Annotated in this window: 20 protein-coding genes; 4 read left to right on the plus strand and 16 right to left on the minus strand. The window is 47.6% G+C overall.

The window, feature by feature from the left end:
* Positions 1-3: 3 nt before the first annotated feature.
* The 3 genes from AC07KQ_RS08415 to AC07KQ_RS08425 all read left to right on the plus strand — a co-directional run bounded on the left by AC07KQ_RS08415 (position 4) and on the right by AC07KQ_RS08425 (position 2,260).
* Entirely contained in the window at positions 4-645 is a 642-nt protein-coding gene (locus tag AC07KQ_RS08415; RefSeq protein WP_003565860.1) for an alpha/beta hydrolase, read from the plus strand.
* Positions 646-651: 6 nt separating this feature from the next.
* Entirely contained in the window at positions 652-1,620 is a 969-nt protein-coding gene (locus tag AC07KQ_RS08420; RefSeq protein ID WP_016387947.1) for an NADP-dependent oxidoreductase, read from the plus strand.
* Positions 1,621-1,696: 76 nt separating this feature from the next.
* Positions 1,697-2,260 (plus strand): LOG family protein, encoded by a 564-nt coding sequence (locus AC07KQ_RS08425; RefSeq protein WP_003579557.1) that lies wholly within the window; start codon positions 1,697-1,699, stop codon positions 2,258-2,260.
* A gap of 117 nt (positions 2,261-2,377) precedes the next feature.
* Here AC07KQ_RS08425 and rplT read toward each other — a convergent pair whose 3' ends face one another.
* The 5 genes from rplT to AC07KQ_RS08450 all read right to left on the minus strand — a co-directional run bounded on the left by rplT (position 2,378) and on the right by AC07KQ_RS08450 (position 4,840).
* Positions 2,378-2,734 carry a 50S ribosomal protein L20 gene (gene rplT / locus AC07KQ_RS08430; protein WP_003565866.1) on the minus strand — a complete coding sequence of 119 codons (357 nt, stop codon included), beginning with the start codon at positions 2,732-2,734 and terminating at the stop codon, positions 2,378-2,380.
* 34 nt (positions 2,735-2,768) lie between these two features.
* The gene (gene rpmI / locus AC07KQ_RS08435; protein WP_003565872.1) at positions 2,769-2,969 is read right to left on the minus strand and encodes a 50S ribosomal protein L35; all 201 of its coding nucleotides are present in this window, start codon (positions 2,967-2,969) and stop codon (positions 2,769-2,771) included.
* 79 nt (positions 2,970-3,048) lie between these two features.
* Entirely contained in the window at positions 3,049-3,564 is a 516-nt protein-coding gene (infC, locus tag AC07KQ_RS08440) for a translation initiation factor IF-3 (protein WP_014952023.1), read from the minus strand.
* 198 nt (positions 3,565-3,762) lie between these two features.
* Positions 3,763-4,458 carry an enhanced serine sensitivity protein SseB C-terminal domain-containing protein gene (locus AC07KQ_RS08445; RefSeq protein ID WP_003570512.1) on the minus strand — a complete coding sequence of 232 codons (696 nt, stop codon included), beginning with the start codon at positions 4,456-4,458 and terminating at the stop codon, positions 3,763-3,765.
* On the minus strand, positions 4,451-4,840 hold the full coding sequence (locus AC07KQ_RS08450) for a hypothetical protein (protein WP_003588070.1): 390 nt from the start codon (positions 4,838-4,840) through the stop codon (positions 4,451-4,453). The genes AC07KQ_RS08445 and AC07KQ_RS08450 overlap by 8 nt, the downstream gene beginning before the upstream one ends.
* 149 nt (positions 4,841-4,989) lie before the next feature.
* Between AC07KQ_RS08450 and AC07KQ_RS08455 the strand changes: the two genes are divergently transcribed.
* The gene (locus AC07KQ_RS08455; RefSeq protein WP_016387948.1) at positions 4,990-5,559 is read left to right on the plus strand and encodes a histidine phosphatase family protein; all 570 of its coding nucleotides are present in this window, start codon (positions 4,990-4,992) and stop codon (positions 5,557-5,559) included.
* Positions 5,560-5,679: 120 nt separating this feature from the next.
* Here AC07KQ_RS08455 and thrS read toward each other — a convergent pair whose 3' ends face one another.
* From thrS to AC07KQ_RS08510, 11 genes are all read right to left on the minus strand, one after another.
* Complete coding sequence (gene thrS, locus AC07KQ_RS08460; RefSeq protein WP_003584690.1) at positions 5,680-7,653, minus strand: threonine--tRNA ligase; 1,974 nt, start codon at positions 7,651-7,653, stop codon at positions 5,680-5,682.
* Positions 7,654-7,707: 54 nt separating this feature from the next.
* Positions 7,708-8,088 carry a hypothetical protein gene (locus tag AC07KQ_RS08465; RefSeq protein ID WP_014566559.1) on the minus strand — a complete coding sequence of 127 codons (381 nt, stop codon included), beginning with the start codon at positions 8,086-8,088 and terminating at the stop codon, positions 7,708-7,710.
* Positions 8,089-8,181: 93 nt separating this feature from the next.
* Positions 8,182-9,117 carry a primosomal protein DnaI gene (gene dnaI, locus AC07KQ_RS08470; protein ID WP_003570519.1) on the minus strand — a complete coding sequence of 312 codons (936 nt, stop codon included), beginning with the start codon at positions 9,115-9,117 and terminating at the stop codon, positions 8,182-8,184.
* A complete protein-coding gene (locus tag AC07KQ_RS08475) occupies positions 9,117-10,463 on the minus strand; it encodes a replication initiation and membrane attachment family protein (protein ID WP_016387949.1) in 1,347 nt (448 codons plus the stop codon). The genes dnaI and AC07KQ_RS08475 overlap by 1 nt, the downstream gene beginning before the upstream one ends.
* Positions 10,464-10,542: 79 nt before the next feature.
* Entirely contained in the window at positions 10,543-11,010 is a 468-nt protein-coding gene (gene nrdR / locus AC07KQ_RS08480; RefSeq protein WP_003565887.1) for a transcriptional regulator NrdR, read from the minus strand.
* 54 nt (positions 11,011-11,064) lie between these two features.
* Positions 11,065-11,667, minus strand: a complete 603-nt coding sequence (gene coaE / locus AC07KQ_RS08485; RefSeq protein WP_016372836.1) for a dephospho-CoA kinase — start codon at positions 11,665-11,667, stop codon at positions 11,065-11,067.
* Positions 11,664-12,512 (minus strand): bifunctional DNA-formamidopyrimidine glycosylase/DNA-(apurinic or apyrimidinic site) lyase, encoded by an 849-nt coding sequence (gene mutM, locus AC07KQ_RS08490; protein WP_019913638.1) that lies wholly within the window; start codon positions 12,510-12,512, stop codon positions 11,664-11,666. Before mutM ends, coaE begins: the two co-directional genes overlap by 4 nt.
* 10 nt (positions 12,513-12,522) lie before the next feature.
* On the minus strand, positions 12,523-15,168 hold the full coding sequence (gene polA, locus AC07KQ_RS08495) for a DNA polymerase I (RefSeq protein ID WP_016387951.1): 2,646 nt from the start codon (positions 15,166-15,168) through the stop codon (positions 12,523-12,525).
* Between the two features lie 162 nt (positions 15,169-15,330).
* Positions 15,331-16,041, minus strand: a complete 711-nt coding sequence (locus AC07KQ_RS08500) for a Bax inhibitor-1/YccA family protein (protein WP_003570523.1) — start codon at positions 16,039-16,041, stop codon at positions 15,331-15,333.
* A gap of 160 nt (positions 16,042-16,201) precedes the next feature.
* Complete coding sequence (gene murC, locus AC07KQ_RS08505) at positions 16,202-17,512, minus strand: UDP-N-acetylmuramate--L-alanine ligase (RefSeq protein WP_003575428.1); 1,311 nt, start codon at positions 17,510-17,512, stop codon at positions 16,202-16,204.
* A complete protein-coding gene (locus AC07KQ_RS08510) occupies positions 17,509-20,019 on the minus strand; it encodes a DNA translocase FtsK (RefSeq protein WP_016387952.1) in 2,511 nt (836 codons plus the stop codon). The genes murC and AC07KQ_RS08510 overlap by 4 nt, the downstream gene beginning before the upstream one ends.
* Positions 20,020-20,099 lie beyond the last annotated feature (80 nt).

The following is a 20,099-nucleotide window of genomic DNA, read 5'->3' on the forward strand; positions in this document are numbered from 1 at the left end:
GCGATGGCAGAAGATAAAGTAAACTACGCATTTGTTAAAGGTGATCCAACTGTCTCACCATTACTATTACTGCATGGCCAAGGCGGCGATGAAAATGACTTACTGCCAATTGGCAAGTACCTCTCGCCAAATAGTCCCATGTTGTCGATTCGCGGTCGCGTGCAAGAACAAGGCATGAACCGCTACTTCAAGCACACGGAAAATGGCGGCTTTGATTTAAACGATCTTGAACAGGAGACCACTTGGCTATTTTCAGTGTTAAATGACCTTTGCCGGAAATTCGACATCGACTATGAGCGATTTATCGTGATCGGCTATTCTAACGGCGCTAACGTTGCTGCACGGGCGCTATTGACGCGAAGTGATACATTCCACACAGGCATTTTCTTCCACCCGATGGCACTTTCGACAGTCGATTCAAAACAAGATCTTAGCGATGTCAAAGTCTGGATGTCACATGGCGATCAAGATCCGATTGTGCCAGCACAAAACTTCAAAGTGCTTGATACGTACCTTGAAGAGCAAGGTGCCGATGTCACGATTTTCCGTCATGGGCAAAGTCACAATTTGAATGAAGAAGAATTGACAAACGCCAAAAGCTGGCTGGCAAAAAGTGGTCGATTAGCTGATTGGCGACGGAGGTGAAAGACTATGCAACGTTTTGGTTTTGAACAGTATGGTGATCCGAGCGTTTTTGAAACCATTGAGGCGCCGATTCCCGAACCAAAAACTGGCCAAGTACAATTGCAGGTTCTTGGCTTTGGCTTGAATCCCTACGATGCTTCACTGCGTCGTGGTGAACAAGCGGCTTTTCGAAAAGTTAAGTTCCCAGTTGTCCCTGGCACAGATGTTCTTGGGCGAATTACCAAACTCGGTGAAGGGGTGACTGACTTTGCTATTGGTGATCTTGTCTTGAATTATCGACCAATTGGCGGTTACAGCGAGTATGTCACCGCCTCAACTTCAAAAATTTACAAAAAACCGACTGCCTTAAGCTTTTTGGACGCTGCTGCACTACCGCAAGTTGGCTTAGCTGCTTTTAACATTTTGCACTATATGCTGTCACTTAAGCCTGGCCAAACTTTGGCAGTCATTGGCGCAAGCGGCGGTGTTGGTGCTATCTTGGTGCAGCTCGCCAAGTTTGAAAAATTAAATGTCACTGCCGTTGCAGGTGCCCAACACCACGACTATTTGCAGCAACTCGGGGCTGATCAGATTTACAGCTATACAGATGATTTACCTGACAGCCGTGCTGATGCTGTGGTCAACGCCGTTTTGGGCGCTGCAGACCACGGTGCCTCGCTAAAGCTTGTCAAAGCTGGCGGTCAATATGTGACGACCGCTTATGCTGACGTTGATGTTAGCAGCAAGCCCGGCACAACCCACCTGCAATTGAACCCATCGAAGGCCTATTCTGTTCATGATGGCTTTGCCTATTTAGTTGATGTCGCCCAAAAATGGGGTCTGCAAGTTCGTGTAGCGCAATCATTTGCTTTTAACGTGGATGGCGTCATTGCTGCGCATGAAATGTTGGAAACACACCACGCCCCGGGCAAGTTGATTGTGATGCAAGATCGTCATGTCACCCATCCGGTTCGTAAAGACATCAATCAACTTTAAACAAAAATTGGGTTAACGCCTTGTCCCGCTTGTTTTCACGCCGTATGATAAACGGGTGAACGAAAGGCGGGACAACATGAAAATTGCAGTTTATTGTGGCGCCAATAGTGGCGCGGATCCAGCATTTCTACAGGCAGCAAGCAAAGTTGGCGCATGGATTGCGGCACGTGGCGATACGCTGATTTATGGCGGCGGTAAACTCGGACTAATGGGCGCAGTTGCGCAAAGTGCCCTTGACCATGGCGGTGACGTCATCGGCATCATGCCGCAAGTGCTCGCTGATCGCGGCTTAGCCATGCCAGCCTTGACGCATTTAGAAGTCGTTGCTGACATGGGAACGCGAAAAGCCAAAATGATCGAGATGGCAGATGCCGACCTTGCCCTTCCCGGCGGTCCTGGCACTTTGGAAGAAATCACCGAAGCAATTTCCTTCTCCCGAATTGGCCTTAACGCAAGCCCAACGATCCTGTTTGATCAAAATGGGTATTACCAACCTTTGAAACAGATGTATCAAACCGCAGTTGACCAAGGTTTCTTTGATCAGGATGCGTTCGATAACGTGTTATTCTCGGATGATCTAACCGCCATCAGTACGTTCATTGCCAACTATCAGCCGTTGGGGGTTCGGCAATATCATTAAAAAACCAGCTCACGTGAGCTGGTTTTCTTAATGTGAACCCATGTTTTTCACTTATATACGCAAAAAGAGCATGTCCGCTCGCCAAAGCGAGTTGTGACATGCTCTTTTAAATTGGCATTAAGCCAAAGCTTTTTTAGCTGTATCAGCCACAGCCTTGAAGCCATCTGGATCGCTAACAGCAAGGTCAGCGAGCATTTTACGGTTCATGTCGACATTTGCAACCTTCAAGCCATGCATTAGCTTGCTGTAGGAAATATCGTTCATGCGTGCCGCGGCGTTGATCCGTGCAATCCAAAGACGACGGAAATCACGCTTCTTAGCGCGACGATCGCGGAAAGCATAACGGTATGACACCATGACTTGGGCATTAGCTGCCTTAAACAGCAAATGCTTGGCACCACGATAGCCCTTAGCGAGCTTCAGTACCTTCTTACGACGCTTACGAGTAACTGTTCCACCTTTAACACGTGGCATTAGAATTCCTCCTCAAATCAAATCCGATAGATTATTATTTCATCTGGCTGAGCATCTGGCGGATCCGCTTCATATCTGAGTGGGATACCAATGCTGACTTACGCAATTGACGGCGTTGTTTCTTGGTCTTGCCGTGGAAACGGTGAGACGTATAAGCATGACCGCGCTTCAGTGCACCTGATGCGGTTTTCTTAAAACGCTTTGCGGAAGCACGGTGGGTCTTGAATTTTGGCATGACTTTTTCCTCCTGTAAACATCAGCGTGTTGCTGGTGAAGTTCACCAGTTTGCGCTTTTTATACGATCTTGCCGAAAACTACTTCTCGGCACGCGGTGCAAGCATCAAGAACATGCTGCGGCCGTCCATCTTAGGATGCGTTTCAACAGCAGCAATTTCCTTAACGGCATCCGCCATCTGCTCAAGGACTTTGCGACCAAGGTCCTTATGCGTGATTGCCCGACCACGGAACCGAACGCTGACTTTAACCTTGTCACCTTTTTCAAGGAACTTGGTGGCGTTCTTGAGTCGAGTATTGAAATCTGCTTCACCGATGGTTGGGCTTAGGCGGATCTCCTTGATGGTGACAGTCTTTTGTTTCTTCCGAGCATCGCGCTCTTTCTTTTGAAGCTCAAACCGGAATTTCCCGTAATCCATAATACGGGCAACCGGTGGCTTGGCATTAGGCGATACTAGGACAACATCTAAATTTGCATCCTCGGCAATGGCCAAGGCGTCACGCGTACTCTTAACGCCGAGCTGTTCACCGGTCTGGGAGATCAATCGAACTTCACGTGCGCGAATACTGTCATTGACTATCAGATCTCTTGCTATGGTTGTTCACCTCCGTGTGAATTTCAGAGAAAAAACAAAAACAGCGTGGCCACAAAGACCCCGCTGTTCATTAAATACCGAACTAATGAGCCTAGCGGTCCAAGGACTTAGGCGAGAAGCGGGAACTTCTGCTTTTTCTCAACGGATATAACTATACAGGAACATTCAGGCGACGTCAAGTTTCAGCTTTTAGCGATTTTACCGCTGATAAAATGGCGCAAACTCACCGCTCACATAGCGTCCTAATTCATTGTCATTAGGACTTACGTGGAATTGGGTCGTTTCTGGTAAATAAGCTTCTGCAAAAGCAACAACGGCGTGTAGGTCTGTTCCTTTATCTGCATCTACGACCAGCAACAGGCTTTGGGTATCATCAGCGCGGATCATGGTGGTCAAATAGGCTGCATGAACAGTTCTCAGCTTCGCCAAGTAGTCGCGCAAGTGCTTAACTAGTGTGGCGGTTTCACGCGACGGTTCACCGATCCGCACAGCCTCACCATTTTTAGCACTATCAGGTTTAGCCACGTAAAACAAGTTGGCGCGTGATAGTAGCATATTTTCGCCGTATGGATTGATGGCGACACCTTGTATATCATGATCTTCGTATAAAAAGTTGGCACAGTCATTGATGGTGGCAACAGCGTATTGATCATGATCTGGGCTTTTACCGAAATTAGCCTGGTCGGTAAAAATTGGTAAGAAGTCCTGTCCTTGATCATCCGTAATCATGACGATTGTCGGATCACCATCTCTCGTTGTCCCAACAGGCAACATGAATTTAGCAGTCTTTAAAGCAGCGTAAAAAGCGGCTTGGGTCTCCTCATTCTGATCAGCCCGTAATAACTGAATCAAATGAATAAGTTGTGGATTTTGAACAATTGGTTCATCAGTCATCATCGTTTTCCCCTTTATCTCGTTTCTGATCGGCACTCACTTTGCCACGAAACCTGCGTAATTTTTTTGGTAGGCCAACCAGCCATGAGAGTAACACAATGCCAACACTGCCGAAAACAGCCACACCTTGAGGTTGAAATTCAATTTTAGCAAACCACCAAGTTGCGATGCCATAAGCACCAACAACAGTTAGCAACATCACAATGCCCATGATCACTAACAGGCCACGGCCGCGATGGGCAATTAACCAGTAACCGCGCTGATTCGGGGTCCGCCATGGCAGCTTCATGTAAGCGAACAAAACCACCAAATACAAAACGGCAGCGAGGATCTTTGTGACCACGAATAAGACGAGCCATGAAGCCCATAATGCGATAAACACCGAGTCACCCTTTCTTTTGACGTGTGTCGTAAATGTGTCCAGTTTATCATACATGCTGAAAACAAATGGCGGATGTGCTAAATTTGGCGAGAACAAACCTGTTCCTAAAGATACTAACAACAAAATTATGAATGAATGGAGAAATCACCATGGCAACAATTGACTTAGTGAGGCATGCTGAACCAGACATCACGATTCATGATGATTTTTTGCGGCCACTGACCAGCGCTGGTCGGCGGCAAACTCAGCAGTTGGTTGACAGTTTGCATCAATATCCGTACACGGCCTTTTTTTCAAGCCCACTCAAACGTGCTGTTGATACGATCACACCGATTGCAGATGATCACGGCTTACCCGTTCAAAAAAACGAACTATTGGTGGAGCGAAAAATGCCTGCATGGCTGCCAAATTTTTCTGACTATGTTAATCAGCAGTGGCAAGATTTAACATTCTTTGAAAAACCTGGTGAATCTATTCATCAAGTTCAAGAACGTTACCTTTCATTTTTATATGGACTGCCAAGTTCGGCATTCGTCGCTGTCGGTAGTCATGGCACGGCGATAAGCAGTCTTGTCGAAGCGGCCATCCCCGGTATCGGCTATCATTTTTTCTCGAAACTTGGTTACGCCGCTGTCACCCGTATCGAAATGCATGCAGGCAATGTGGTTCACCTAGCTGTCTGGGAACCAAAATCAAAGACATTTAAAGTTCTAAAATAGTGTTTCCAAACCTCAAAATAATCCAAAACTGATGGCGCGTTTCGGGATTTTGATCAAAAGAAAAAGGAGCTTTGAGAACAATGTCTCAAAAGTTCCTTCCCCATTTGATTGAAAATGACACTAATCACCTAAAACCTTGGTCGCTTCGCCTGGCTTGGTTTTGCCGTCACGGCTGTAATTCTTCACTTCAGCAACTAAAGCATCGATGAACATGTTGCCTGCTTCTTCTTCGGTGTGTTCATCCCCATAGCGGCGAACCGAAACCGCAGCATCATTCAATTCCTTATCGCCGACAACAACGGTGTATGGAATCTTCTTGGTTTGCGCTTCACGAATCTTGTAGCCCATCTTTTCGTTCCGATCGTCAACTTTAACGCGGAGACCGGCGGCTAACATTTGTTTCTTAATGCGATTGACGTAATCCAGATGCAGATCATTGTTGACTGGAATCAAAACAGCTTGTGTCGGTGCTAGCCAAGTTGGGAAGGCACCCTTGTAGATTTCGGTCAGATAGGCAATGAACCGTTCCATCGTGCCGACAATCCCGCGGTGAATCATGACTGGCCGATGCTCTTCACCGTCTTTACCGACGTAGGTTAGATTAAACCGTTCCGGAAGCATAAAGTCCAGTTGAATGGTTGACATGGTTTCGTCATTGCCAAGTGCGGTCTTCGTTTGGATATCCAACTTTGGACCATAGAAGGCAGCTTCACCTTCGGCTTCGTAATAATCCAGTTTCAAGTCGTCCATGGCACCTTTTAACATGCTTTGGCTACGTGTCCACATTTCGTCATCATCGAAGTATTTTTCGGTGTTCTTAGGGTCACGATATGAAAGCCGGAAACTGTAATCGGTGATATTGAAGTCTTCGTAAACATCCATGATCAAGCGCAGAATCTTTTTGAATTCTTCTTGAACTTGGTCTAAAGCAACAAAAGTATGACCATCGTTCAGCGTCATTTCACGGACACGTTGCAGGCCGGACAGGGCACCTGACTTTTCATAACGGTGCATCATGCCGAGTTCTGCGATCCGCAACGGTAATTCACGATAAGAGCGAATGTGATGGTTATAAATCTGAATATGGCTTGGGCAGTTCATTGGCCGCAATTCCAACATTTCGCCGTCACCCATGTCCATTGGCGGAAACATGTCTTCGCGATAGTGATCCCAATGACCAGACGTCTTATAGAGATCCAAGTTAGCTAAAACAGGTGTGTAGACGTGTTCATACCCATCGGCAATTTCCTTGTCGATGATATAGCGTTCGATAACACGACGAATCGTGGCACCATTTGGCATCCAGTACGGCAAGCCTGCACCAACCTTAGGATCAACGAAGAATAGATCCAAATCACGGCCAATCACCCGATGGTCATGTTCAGCAGCTTCTTGGCGTCGTTTGGCATCATCTTCCAGACCCTTTTCGCTCCAATATGCCGTGCCGTAGATCCGTTGCAGCATCGGGTTGCTGCTCTTGCCTTGCCAGTATGCACCAGCCACTGACAGCAGCTTCAGATGCTTCAAGTCCTTGAGACTTGGTAGCAACACTTTTTCTTCAAAATCAACGAAGTCGCCTAACTTATAGCCTTTGATCGGATCGCCAGCAGCTTCAACCAACTGCTTCTTGAATGGATCATTTTTGAAGGCTTGGAAAGCTTCGGCGCGACTCAACACAACTGGTTCAAGTGCCGCGTTTTCCTTGATAATCGCTTCCATTTTCTTTTGAACGGTTGGCAAATCATCAACACTCACCTGACCGTCAGCACGATCGGTATCGTAGTAAAAGCCGTCTTCCGTTGCTTGACCCTGACCAAAATGAATATCCGGGTATAAGTCTTTCAAAGCAGCGGCCAGTACGAACGCTGCTGTTTGCCGCAAAACGGTCAAACCTTCTGCATCATCCTTGGTCATAATTTGCAATTTACCAGAATGCGCAATCGGTTCGTCATAAGCGATCAAATCGCCATCTAACTTGCCGGCGACAGCCTTCTTTGCCAAGCTATTACTAATACCCTCGGTGATTGCCTTAACTGTGGTGCCATCAGGAAACTGTTTGACGTTACCATCAGGAAATGTAATATCTAATGCCATGAGTAAGACTCCTTTATTGTTTTTTCGAAGAAACCAAAAAATCCCTGACATCTCTTAAGAGACATCAGGGACGATCAGTGATCGCGGTTCCACCCAGTTTGCCAACAGCACCGGCTGTTGGCCACTTAATTGACGCGTAACCTGCGTAACAGGGCCTTGCGGCAATCTCGAGAAGTGGTTCGGATCAGATCTTGCAAGACTTTCAGCCATGGTCTCGCTCTCTATTGAATGATCCTTTGTTGCTTCCGTCTTCGATAGCTTCATTGAAACACATTGCGCAGTCAGGTGCAAGAGGTTTTCTGAAAAAGAGCGCTCTCTGGCGCGTTTAGAAACCGGAACATAAGTGGCCTCAAGCCTAAATGGCCGGGCCTTGGTCATTTTAGGCTTGAGGTCCTTATGTGCAGGTTTCTGCACCAGAGAGCGCGTTTCAGCCACAGCGTGAACTAGCTCCGTCCGCACGGCTACAAGTAATTCTGGAAATAACATCATCCGCCAACGGTTTACAACTGAATAGCGATACTTTGAGCGTCAATCTGCCAATGGATTGCGCCGATTTTCACCGCCGACCTGCACTTCTTTAGCTAAAAAATGAATCCGTTCCATGATGCGCTTGGCTTTGAGCATCTCTGAATTTCCGCGATCTGTGCCGGCAAGTGAGGCAGTTAAATCTTCCATGCTTTTATTCGAGCTAAACAAGGTCGGCATTTTTTCCTGCATGCGATACTGCAAAATGATGCCAAGAACATCGTCGCGAACCCATGGGCTAATGCTTTCAGCACCGATATCATCAAGAATCAGAACTTGCGCGCGTTTGATGCGATCAATCTTCGGCAAGACGGTGTTGTTCCCGATGGCATTTTTCATTTCAACCACAAATGTTGGGACATGAATCAAGGTACTGGCAATCCCGCCTTTTTCGGCAAGATCATTGGCGATGGCGCCAAGCAAATATGTTTTGCCGACTCCAAATGGCCCACTCAAATATAGTCCTTGATGAAAAGCCTTAGGATCGGCAACAACGGCGAGAACGAATTGATTAGCCGCCAACAAAGCATCCATCCGCTCATCAGTCGGATCGTAATTGGTTAAGCTTGCCCCACGAATGTCCTTGGGCATGTTAACCGAGGTGACTAAGGAAGCCTGTTTAGCCTCCTCATCGGCCGCAATTTTGGCATCTGTTGGTTCATACGCGACGTCAATCAAACCGTTAGCTGCCACCAGGGTCGGCTTATACCCCGGTGCCAATGGTAATTCGCCGCGAGCAATTTTGTTTCGTTCGCTGACAAATTCGTAGATCTTCGCGGTTCCGCGATCAATCGCATCATCGGCGAGTTCGCCGGTATGTTGTTTTAGAAAAGCCTGAACTTCAGGGTCCTGCAAGGCTTCTTTGACCATCTTGAAATAACGATCCCGCCACTGTCGAGAATCCATCAACATGGCAATTCGTTTCCGCATATCTTCCATCAGTTCGCGCCTCCTTTATCACCGAGTTCACGCAGTTTCGCCAATTGGGCTGCTAGTTTCTCGCGGTCAGCATCGCTCACCTTTTTCTTTTCAGGCTGGTAACCTTCTTGTGCCCAATCTGGCAACTTCTCCTGCCGCGGACCTTTGGCGCTGCCTTGACGCCGTTTTTGGCCACTGGCCTTCTGCTTTTCAAAGTCACTTATCTGTTTCAAAGCAGCCTCTGGACTGGTCACATTAGCTTTCAGCCAACTATTAGCAATTGCATCAAGCAATGCCTGATTGATACTGTCATTGGTTCGTAAAATATAATCAATCAAAATATTGATCGTCGGCGCATCGAACACATTCCGCTCACTCAGCTGCTGAACGGCACGTAACTCGTTGTTAGCCGGGTACATTCGGACATTTTTTGCCTGCTTGGCCGCGGTTAAGAATTGGCGCGGCGGCATACTTTTGGCTTTTTGCAACAAAGCTTCGTCGGCTGATGCCACTTTTGGCGGCGCCGTCGTGGTCGTCGGCTGCGCATGTGGTTGTGCTCGGGTGTAGCCTTGTTCAGCTAAGCGCCGCAATTGACTCAAATTAATTTTGCCAGTCATGACATCTGTGGCGCGACTAATCAAGCGAGCAAAATCCGGCGGTTGAATCCCGTAAAAACCGGCGATTTGATACAACGCTTCCTGATGCGTGGCGAGTTGCCCCGCTTGAATATTACTATTCGCCAGCATCGCTTTGACTAATGCCCAATCATAGCCGCCGCCTGTGCCAAGCCGTGGCCGCGTAGCTTCTTTTTGCGTCATATCTGATTTAGCTGCCACCACTGCTGGTGGTTCCTTGCTCAAATCATGATCAAACCGAAACACATCGAGAAAACTGGCTGTAATCTCCTGCCATTCAGGTCTGCGCACTGGTTTGAGGCTAAATTGGCCAACCAGCTCATCGTATCTTTTTTCCCCGACTTTGTCGTATAGGAGCAACCCGAGAAGATCGTCCTTGAAAAAGGCATCAGGTGCCACCGGTGCATACAACTCATAAGCGTAGTACCGCCCTAATGAGTCGACTTGCGTATAAGTGCGCAGTAACCCGACCGCCTCCAGTTTGACACGCGCATTGAATAATTGATCAATATCAATATCTAATAAATCCAGCAGCCATAATTGCAGACGTCGATCAGTCACTAGTGCGCGATCTTTAACTTCCTGCCACAGGCTCAGATACAATGCCATCGCAATCGGCCCGATGAGCGGCTGATAGAGTGAAATTGCCACTTTTTCGTCAAAATCACTCAAATGACCGGCTTTTGTTAACACAAACCCTGCCTGTGGACTAAATGTATCAGGACGTTGCATGCACTTTCACCTCTTTTCAGACAACGGACCTGAGACATTTGCCTCAGGTCCGGTTTACCATTTTCAGCTGCGATGATCTTTACTTCTTGGTCTTTTCTTTCTTCATCATGTCCTGCAGTTCCTGCATGAAGACGGACATATCTTTAAACTGTCGATAAACGCTGGCAAAACGGATATAGGCAACGTCATCGACATCGGCTAGTTTAGACATGACAAACTCACCGATCGCCTGACTGGAGACTTCGTTTTCACCAATCGCACGCAACTGATTTTCGACCGAATCGACAATACTTTGCATTTGTTCCATGGTAACAGGCCGTTTTTCAGCGGCCCGAATAAGTCCTTTTAGGATCTTCTCACGATTAAATTCTTCACGTGTACCATTCTTTTTGATCACTAACAGCGGGGTTTGTTCAACCCGTTCAAAGGTTGTAAACCGAAACCCGCAATTTTCGCATTCGCGACGGCGGCGAATCGCACGGCCACCGTCTGTTGGTCGGGAATCGACAACTCGCGAACTATTATGATGGCAATGGGGACATTGCACGACTCCACCCTCTTAATCAAAGTTTGATAGCTTATTATAGCACGCGTAAGCCGCTTATGATAGCCGTTGCAGCCGGTGGATCAAGGCATTGGCTTGGGCAATGGTTGCCTCTTGAGTCCCATTATTATCAATCACAAAATCTGCCAATGCTGCCTTTTGCGCTAACGGCATTTGCGATTGAATTCGAGCCTCCGCATCAGCCTCTGAGAGTCCGTCTCGTGCCATTAAACGCGATAGTTGGATATTGGGATCAACGCTCACAACCGCAACACCGTCAAAGTCATCGGCATAATCGGCCTCATACAACAAAGGAATGTCGCCGACAACGATGGCGGCCCCACCGGCTTTTGCCTGTGCAAGTGCCTGACTGATGGCCTCGCGCAAATAAGGCCGATTGATCTGATTCAAGGCTGCCATTCTGCCTGGCTGGGAAAAAACAATCTCGGCCAGCTTGGCGCGATCTAGGCTGCCATCCGCGCGCAGCACTTCAGGACCGAAAGCTTGAGCAATGCGCGCAAGAACAGGCTGCCCAGGCTCGACGATCTGGCGGGCAATGACATCAGCATCCACCACCGGAAACCCAGCGGCTTTGAAAGTGCGGCTTACCGTCGATTTCCCCGATGCAATGCCACCGGTTAACCCCAAGAGATAAGTCACGCTGGCCGCCTCCTTTGATGTAATGGCTGACAGTGTGGGCAGTAATGGGTTCCGCGCTGACCAACCTTAATTTTGACAATCGTCGTGCCGCAGCGATCGCACGGGGTACCTTCCCGATCATAGACGTGCAAGGCATTTTGAAAAGAACCGCGATTGCCTTCTGCATCAACATACGTATGCGCGCTGGTGCCGCCTGCCGCAATGGCTGCGTTTAATTCTTGGATAATCGCGTCATGCAGTGTTTTGATTTCTTTAGATTTCAAGGTATCAGCTGGCTGCAGCGGATTCAGTTGGCTTAACCACAATACCTCGTCAGCATAAATATTACCCACGCCCGCTACCACGGTTTGATCGAGCAAAACCGACTTGATCGGTTTATGATGGCGTTTCAGGCGCCGGGCAAACTCAGTCTCGTCAAACGTGCTTGGCGTTGGTTCCGGCCCAAGTTTAGCAAGTGCTGTGACCTGATCCTCCTGCCCGGTTTTGATCAGCCGCATCCGCCCAAACTTTCGCAGATCCCGATACCGCAACTGACTACCATCCTGAAATGTGAACGTGACGTGATCATGCTTATCAAAAGGTGTGTTTGCATCTTTGACAACATAGTAACGCCCTTCCATACGCAGATGGCTGATGATCGTTTCACCATTGCTGAGGCGCATCAAAAGATACTTGCCGCGCCGATCAATGGTCGTGATCTCACTGCCGACAATTTCCTTTTGAAAAGTCGCCAACCCATTGATCAGGATTTTCTCCCAGTTAGTGTTGATGGCAGTAATGACTTTATTTTTGACTAACGGCAGAAGCGAGCGGCGAACTGTTTCCACTTCAGGTAATTCAGGCATTGAAATCTCCTTATTTAGCGTCGAACCAAGTTGGTCCATAATGACTTTCAACCTTTAATGGCACATCAAGGTGAACTGCTGAGTCCATGACTTTGGGCACGAGCTCGCTAAGCTGGACAATTTCTTCTTCAGGTGCCTCGAAGATGAGTTCATCGTGAACCTGTAGAAGCATTTTAGCTTGCAAACCGGCCTCATCCAAGGCCTTTTGCATGCGAATCATGGCTACCTTGATAATATCCGCAGCGCTACCCTGAATCGGCGTATTCATAGCGGTCCGCTCGGCAAACTTACGCAGATTGAAGTTGCGTGAGTGAATTTGTGGCAGATAGCGCCGCCGATGGAACAGGGTTTCGACATAGCCGTCTTCACGCGCCTTCTTGACCATCGCATCCATATAATCATGAACCTTAGGATATTGATCAAAATAACCATCAATGAACGCTTTTGCCTGTTTACGGGAAATGCCAATGTTTTGGGATAGACCATAGTCACTAATGCCATACACAATACCGAAGTTAGTTGCCTTGGCTTGCCGCCGCATATCAGGTGTGACTTGATCTGGCGAACTCAGGCCAAAAATCTTCATCGCAGTGTTGGCGTGAATGTCGACGCCATGTTTAAACGCCTCCTGCATATTCTCATCCCCGGAAATATGCGACAACACCCGCAACTCAATTTGGGAATAGTCAGAACTAAAAATTTGCCAACCTTCATGTGACGGTACAAAGGCCTTGCGAATAATCTTACCTTCATCACGAGCAGGAATATTCTGCATGTTAGGATCAACTGAGCTCAATCGGCCAGTTTGCGTCAAAGTCTGCAAATAGCGGGTATGAATCTTATGATCAGGCAATTGCGCCTTCAACAAGCCGACAACATAAGTCGAATTCAATTTTGCCCAGCCGCGATAATCCAAAATGTCCTGCACAATCGGACTTGCCGATTTCAATTCGTTCAACACGTCAACGCTTGTCGAGTAACCGGTCTTCGTTTTCTTGATCACAGGCAGATTCAATTTTTCAAAAAGAATTTCGCCGAGCTGCTTTGGTGAGTTCAAATTGAACTTCACGCCAGCTTCTGCATAGATTTTTTCTTCCAAAATCTTGATGCTTTGTGAGAATTCAGTGCCCATAGCCTTCAGTGTTTTAGCATTTAAGGTAATCCCTTGAATTTCCATTTCTGCCAAAACCCGAGAAAGCGGCATTTCCATATCAGTGAATAAGTCCGTTTGTTCCTGTTTTTCCAAATCACCGGTCAAATCAGGCCGCAATGCGAACAAAGCATCAGACTTGCGAGCAAACTGGCCAAACAGCTTATCGTCTTCTGGCACTTGCCGTTTGGCGCCTTTGCCATAAATATCCTCATCACGCGGCAAGTCATGATAATCGTGATCTTCAGCGATTTTACCCAAATCATTGCTGTTTTCGTCAGGATTAATCAAATAGGACGCCAATAACACGTCAAAAGCGATATCCGGTAATTTAACGCCGAGTCGATTAGCGGCAACGATGTTTCGTTTGCCATCAAAAACTGTCAGATCGCGTTTGGCATCTTCCAGCCACCGTTTAACCGCTGGCAGCGTCAGCAAGGTGACATCGGTACTCACGTAAGTTTCTTCCTTAGTGCCAATAAAGAAACCGATTTGTTCGGCCACGTGATAATTATCCTCGAGCATTTCAATCTCAAAAGTCAGAGGTTCGGTCAGCTTGGTGAGTGCAAGAATCGATTGCTCATCCAGTACGGAAAAATGAACCGCCTGAACAGGTTTAGCGACACTGCCACCGATTTTTTTGAGCAACGAATTCATATTCATTTTTGTATAGAAGTCCCGGAGTTTGTCTAAATCCGGTCCAGCATATGTCACATCCGCTAAGTCCACAGTAAGCGGTGCATCGCGATCGATCGTTGCCAACTGTTTGCTTAAGAAAGCGTTATCTTTATCGTTGATCAAATTCTCTTTAAGCTTGCTCTTTTTCATGTCATCCACATTAGCATAGAGGTTTTCCATGCTTCCGTATTGATTGAGCAATTTCAGAGCTGTTTTTTCACCGACCTTGGTCACCCCAGGATAGTTGTCCGAGGTATCACCCATCAAACCTTTGAGATCAATAATTTGAGCCGGTGTGATGCCAAGCTTTTCTTTGACATGTGCTGGGGTGTAGGCTTCAAGCTCATTGACACCCTTCACTGTCACTTGAACTGTGGTCCGATCGGTCGTCAGCTGCGTCAAATCGCGATCACCAGTGACAATCGTCGTTTCCCAGCCGGCCTCATCCGCACGCTTAGCCATTGTGCCGATAATGTCATCGGCTTCGTAATCCTTTAATTCATAATGCGCGATGCCCATGTCATCCAACAATTCCTTGATATAAGGCAATTGTTCCAGCAATTCGCTCGGTGTCTTGGCGCGACCACTTTTGTAATCAGCATATTTGGCTGTGCGAAAAGTCGTCTTGCCTGCATCAAATGCTACTAAAGCGGCATCTGGTTGGACTGCCTTTAAAACAATCTCGAGCATGTTGTTAAACGCATAAATGGCGTTGGTGTGCAAGCCATCTTGGTTCGTAAAACGGTCTAATTGATTATATAAAGCAAAAAATGCACGAAATGCGACTGAGTTACCATCGACTAATAATAATTTTGTTTTGCTCGCCATAAGTGGGCTTCCTTTTCTACGGCCGCTACTGTCACCGCGACCTGAGTTAGTTGTCATAGTCATTGTACCAAATTCTGCTAACCGGTGACTTGCTGGTCAGGGGAAAACTGGCAGAAAACAAAAAGAGAACTGGCAAATACCAGTTCTCTTGAACATTTTTAGTTAATTATTGTTATTCCCAACACCGAGAATCTGTAGGATTGCGGTGAACAGGTTCAAGAAGTCGAGATAGAGCATTAACGCACCGAGAACCGCTAGCGAGCCTTCCGAAACGGCAGCTTGTCCATCATTGCCAGTGGTGAGATACAGGTTCTTCAGCCGCTGCGTATCCCACGCCGTTAATACAATGAAGATAATCAGGACGCCGTATGAAATCAGCAGTTGCATCCCATTTGAGCCAAGGAACATATTCACAAATGACATGATGATGATCCCAAACAAGGCAACCATCGCGATACTGCCGGCTTTGCTCAAGTCACGCTTGCCAAAATGGCCAACCATCGACATGACCAGAAAGACAACCGCTGTCGTAGCTAAAGCAACGGCAAGGTTAGTACCGTCCGCAACCATGGCAACTGAAGCGAACGTGAAGCCAAAACTAGCGGACATGAGGTAAAACATCACTGTTGCATACCCCGGACTTGCCTGTGCGCGACGCCCTGTCACAAAAAATGACAAAATGATCGGCATAAAAGCCATGATCCAAAAAACAATCGGATGCCCACTCACAAAACTGGTGTACTCAGCTCTGAATGGAAATCCTAACAAATAACTGACGAGCGCCGTCACGACCAGCCCGCTCCCCATCAAGGTATAGATGCGGGAGAAGAACTGTGTCAAGCCGGCCTCGTTTACAACACGGCGTTCTTGCATAGCGTTCATTCCTTTCAAGTAACTCTTTCGAGTATCTGAAGACCATTATAACCGGAATGATGATATTTGTCAGTCAGGCGAAAGACCGATCTTTATTATGAGCAGTTTTCGATCATTTTAGACACAGTTTTCGATGTCCAACAAATCATGATCACACGGTCTATTCTTCAGCCAATAAGGTTTCGTAAGCTTTTTCATACTTTTGAATATCACCGGCCCCCATAAAGACAACCACTGCATTATGATACTGCAGCAAAGGCTTCATGTCTTCCTGATGAATCACTGCAGCGCCTTTGATCTGCGCGGTGATATCTTCGGATCGGATTTTACCAGTTTTCTCACGAGCAGAACTGAAAATCGGGGTTAAGAATGTTTGATCAGCTTGGCTTAGGACCTGAACATATTGTGGTTCGTAGGCCTGCGTGCGGCTGAAGGTATGCGGCTGAAAGACAGCAATAATCGCCTTGTCAGGATACTTTTGACGAGCAGCATCTAAGGTTGCTTTGATTTCATTCGGATGATGAGCATAGTCGTCGACGATGATCATGTCCTTGAGATCCTTTTCGGCAAACCGACGCTTAACGCCACTGAAGTTGCCGAGCTCACGGGCAATCAACTTTGCATCCAGCTTTTCCATGTGAGCGACCGCGACCACAGCCAGTGCATTTAGGACGCTGTGTTCACCAAACAGCGGCACAAAGAAATGACCGATCAGTTGATCGTGGAAGTAAGCATCAAAGCTGCTGCCTTTCGTATCGCGATCAACGTTGCGAGCCTGAAAATCATCACGGTCACTAATCCCATAATAATAAACCGGCACCTTTGCCTTTAGCTTCCGCAGCCAAGGATCATCCCCCCAAGCTACAATTGCTTTTTTAACTTGATTGGCCTCAGTTTCGAAAGCATCGTATACATCTTCAAAACCAGTGTAGTAATCAGGGTGATCAAAATCGATATTGGTCATAATCATGTAGTCAGGATGATAGGCCAGAAAATGCCGGCGATATTCATCAGCTTCAAATACAAAGAATTTGGAGTCGGGAATGCCCTTGCCTGTGCCATCACCGATCAAATAGCTGGTTTTAGCAACGCCGCTTAAGGTATGGGCCAGCAAACCGGTTGTACTGGTCTTTCCGTGCGCACCAGCAACCCCAATACTGGTATAACCTTCAATCAGCTTGCCCAAAAATTCGTGATAACGATAAATCGTGAGTCCCAATTCCTTGGCCCGTTTGATTTCAGGATGATCGTCCGTAAAACTATTGCCAGCAATGACAGTGTAACCCGGTTTCAGGTTAGCCGGATCAAACGGCAGCATCTTAATGCCGGCAGCAGCAAGTCCTTTTTGGGTAAACGTATATTGGGTAATATCACTGCCCAAAACCTGATGCCCTAAATCATGGAGCACCAATGCCAATGCGCTCATACCTGATCCTTTGATACCAATAAAATAATAGGTTGCCTCTGTCATGACGTTTGTTCCTCTTTCTTTGCTTGACTGTAATAAACTTCCCGCGGCTTTGCGCCTTTAGCTGGCGAAACGAGATGCTTCGCTTCAAGCGCATCAATCAAATTAGCCGCGCGGTTGTAACCGATAGAAAAAACCCGTTGAAGCTTTGAAGTCGAGATATGCCGTTCACCAGATAGATAGTCTAGAACTTCAGGCATCAACTCGTCTTCATGTGACACGCTGGCTTCAGCCGATTTGACCAAGCCAGCCGGATCAAAAAGATAACGTGGTCCGCGCCGAGCCTTGACATAATCAACAATCGCATCAATTTCGCGATCCACGAAGGTTCCTTGCAGGCGGATCGGCTGACTAGCGCCATTGCCCAGATACAGCATATCACCACGACCAAGCAGCCGTTCTGCGCCTGCCGTGTCAATAATCGTTCGTGAATCAATTTGGCTGGCGGTCATGAAGGCGATGCGCGTCGGAATATTATTCTTGATGGTACCAGTAATCACATCCACACTTGGCCGTTGAGTGGCGACCAACAAATGAATCCCAGCCGCCCGGGCCTTCGCCGTGATTCGCGCAATGTCATCTTGAATCTCACTGCCCGCAGCTAGCATCAGATCGGCCAACTCGTCAATAATAATCACTAAGTATGGCAGGACTTGTGCGTATTCGTGAAAACGCTCGGCCTTTGCATTAAACTGTTCCAAATTACGGACACCAGCCGCCGCCAACTTCTTATAGCGATCATTCATTGTTGACACGACCCACTTCAAAGCGGCACTGGCAGCTTTGGGATCGGAAATAACTGGCGATACCAGATGTGGCAAGCCATTATAACCGGCAAGCTCCACTGCTTTTGGATCAATCAATAATAACCTCACTTGTTCCGGTGTAGCCTTATAGAGCAAGGATACTAACAGACTGTTGATGAAGACAGACTTCCCCGAACCAGTTGCTCCGGCGATCAAGCCATGTGGCATCCTAGCCAAATTGGTGACCACAGGCTGGCCAAAAAAATCCACACCTAAAGCAATCGTCAATGGCGATTTAGCCTGCTGAAAAGCCGGGGTATCTAGGACTTCGCGTAGCATCACTGGTCGCGGTTTCAGATTTGGTATTTCAATGCCAACCGTATTTTTGCCAGGAATCGGTGCCTCAATCCGAATGTCTTTTGCTGCTAACGCCAATTTCAAGTCATCATTGAGGTTCGTGATTTTATTGACTTTAACACCACTGGCCAGGCGGACTTGAAATTGGGTGACAGTCGGGCCAACAGTGTGAGCGACCACGTGTGCATCCACGTTAAAGGCTTGCAACGTTTTATCCAACCGATCGCTTTGTGCCACAACCCAATCTTCTTGGGCAGCCTGATCAACTTTGACCGGCGAAGCAAGTAGCTTGAGCGGTGGCAGTGTGCTAACGCCCGGTGTTGGCCCTGTAGGTGCGGAACCTGTGTCCTCAGCCGCAGCCATTGATGAAGGTAAAATACCAGTTGACGGTGATTGCGTTAGTGCTGACGTTGAATGGTCGGCATCATTGGCTAATGGTGTTTCAGCCGTCGTTGAAGGTGGCCTTGATGTTTTTGGTGATGTTTGCACCTCTGCCTGAGCTTGCTTTGCCTTTGCCTTCTGGGCAGCTAATTCACGCCGTAACTTTTTGGCCGCATGTTTGCGCCGCAACGCCTCAATTCTCGCTGCCTTGCGACTGTTAGGCGCATGTGGCTTATTGATGACAGACTGTGAGGACGAATCAACAAACGGCTTGTTAACCGATGCTGGAGCCTCCTCTGCCTCATCAGCGGTCACAGCGGTCAGTAATGTCTTTTTTTCGGTCTCCGCTGACTTAGCCTGTGGTTCAACAGCAGATGTTGCCGGTGTCGAAGACGATAATTGGTGCGTGTCGGTTGGTGTTACCGGTTTGGCGGCAACTGACGGTGCGGTTGCTTCTGGCAAAGTCTCATCAAGCGGCTTTTGGTTCTGCGTCCCGGCTTCATCCGATTTTTCTGCTAATAAGGTATCTTCCTGCGGTGCTTTAGAAGCGTTCGCTCGTCTGTTAGCCTCATTTTCATCTTGTTTTTCTATAAATGACGTCGTCGATTTGGCTGTATTCGTATCAGACGGTGTCAGCGAAATATCATGATTGACGGCCATCTTATTTTCGATGCCATGGCCCGCAAAAAGATAAACCGTTTGCGAATCTGGTCGCAAAATCTCAGCAATTTGTGCGTAATCGGTACGATCAATAGGACGCCGATGAGCTGTGCTGTTTGGCGTTGATAGGCGCGATAACTCATCGCGGCCCCGCGGTCGTTGCGGATAATCAAAGGCACGCAAATCGGCCTGAGCCTCCGCGACCTTGCGCGGATCCACATCAGGCTTTGGTTTGTGCGCCAATTGCGGTGGCAACTGATATTGTTCCTCGTGTTGCGCCTGTGTCCAGTCCGAAGTATTCAACTCAGATTGGGGTTCCGGCACTTTATTTTGATGTAGAAATGCCGGGCCATCATAATGCGCCATGATTGAATCCCCTTCTATTCATGTTTCTAGCAGTGCCTCTATTTTAGCATAAGCACCGCAACCAATAATCCTTGATCCCT

It is taken from the genome of Lacticaseibacillus sp. YLM2-1, assembly GCF_056583465.1.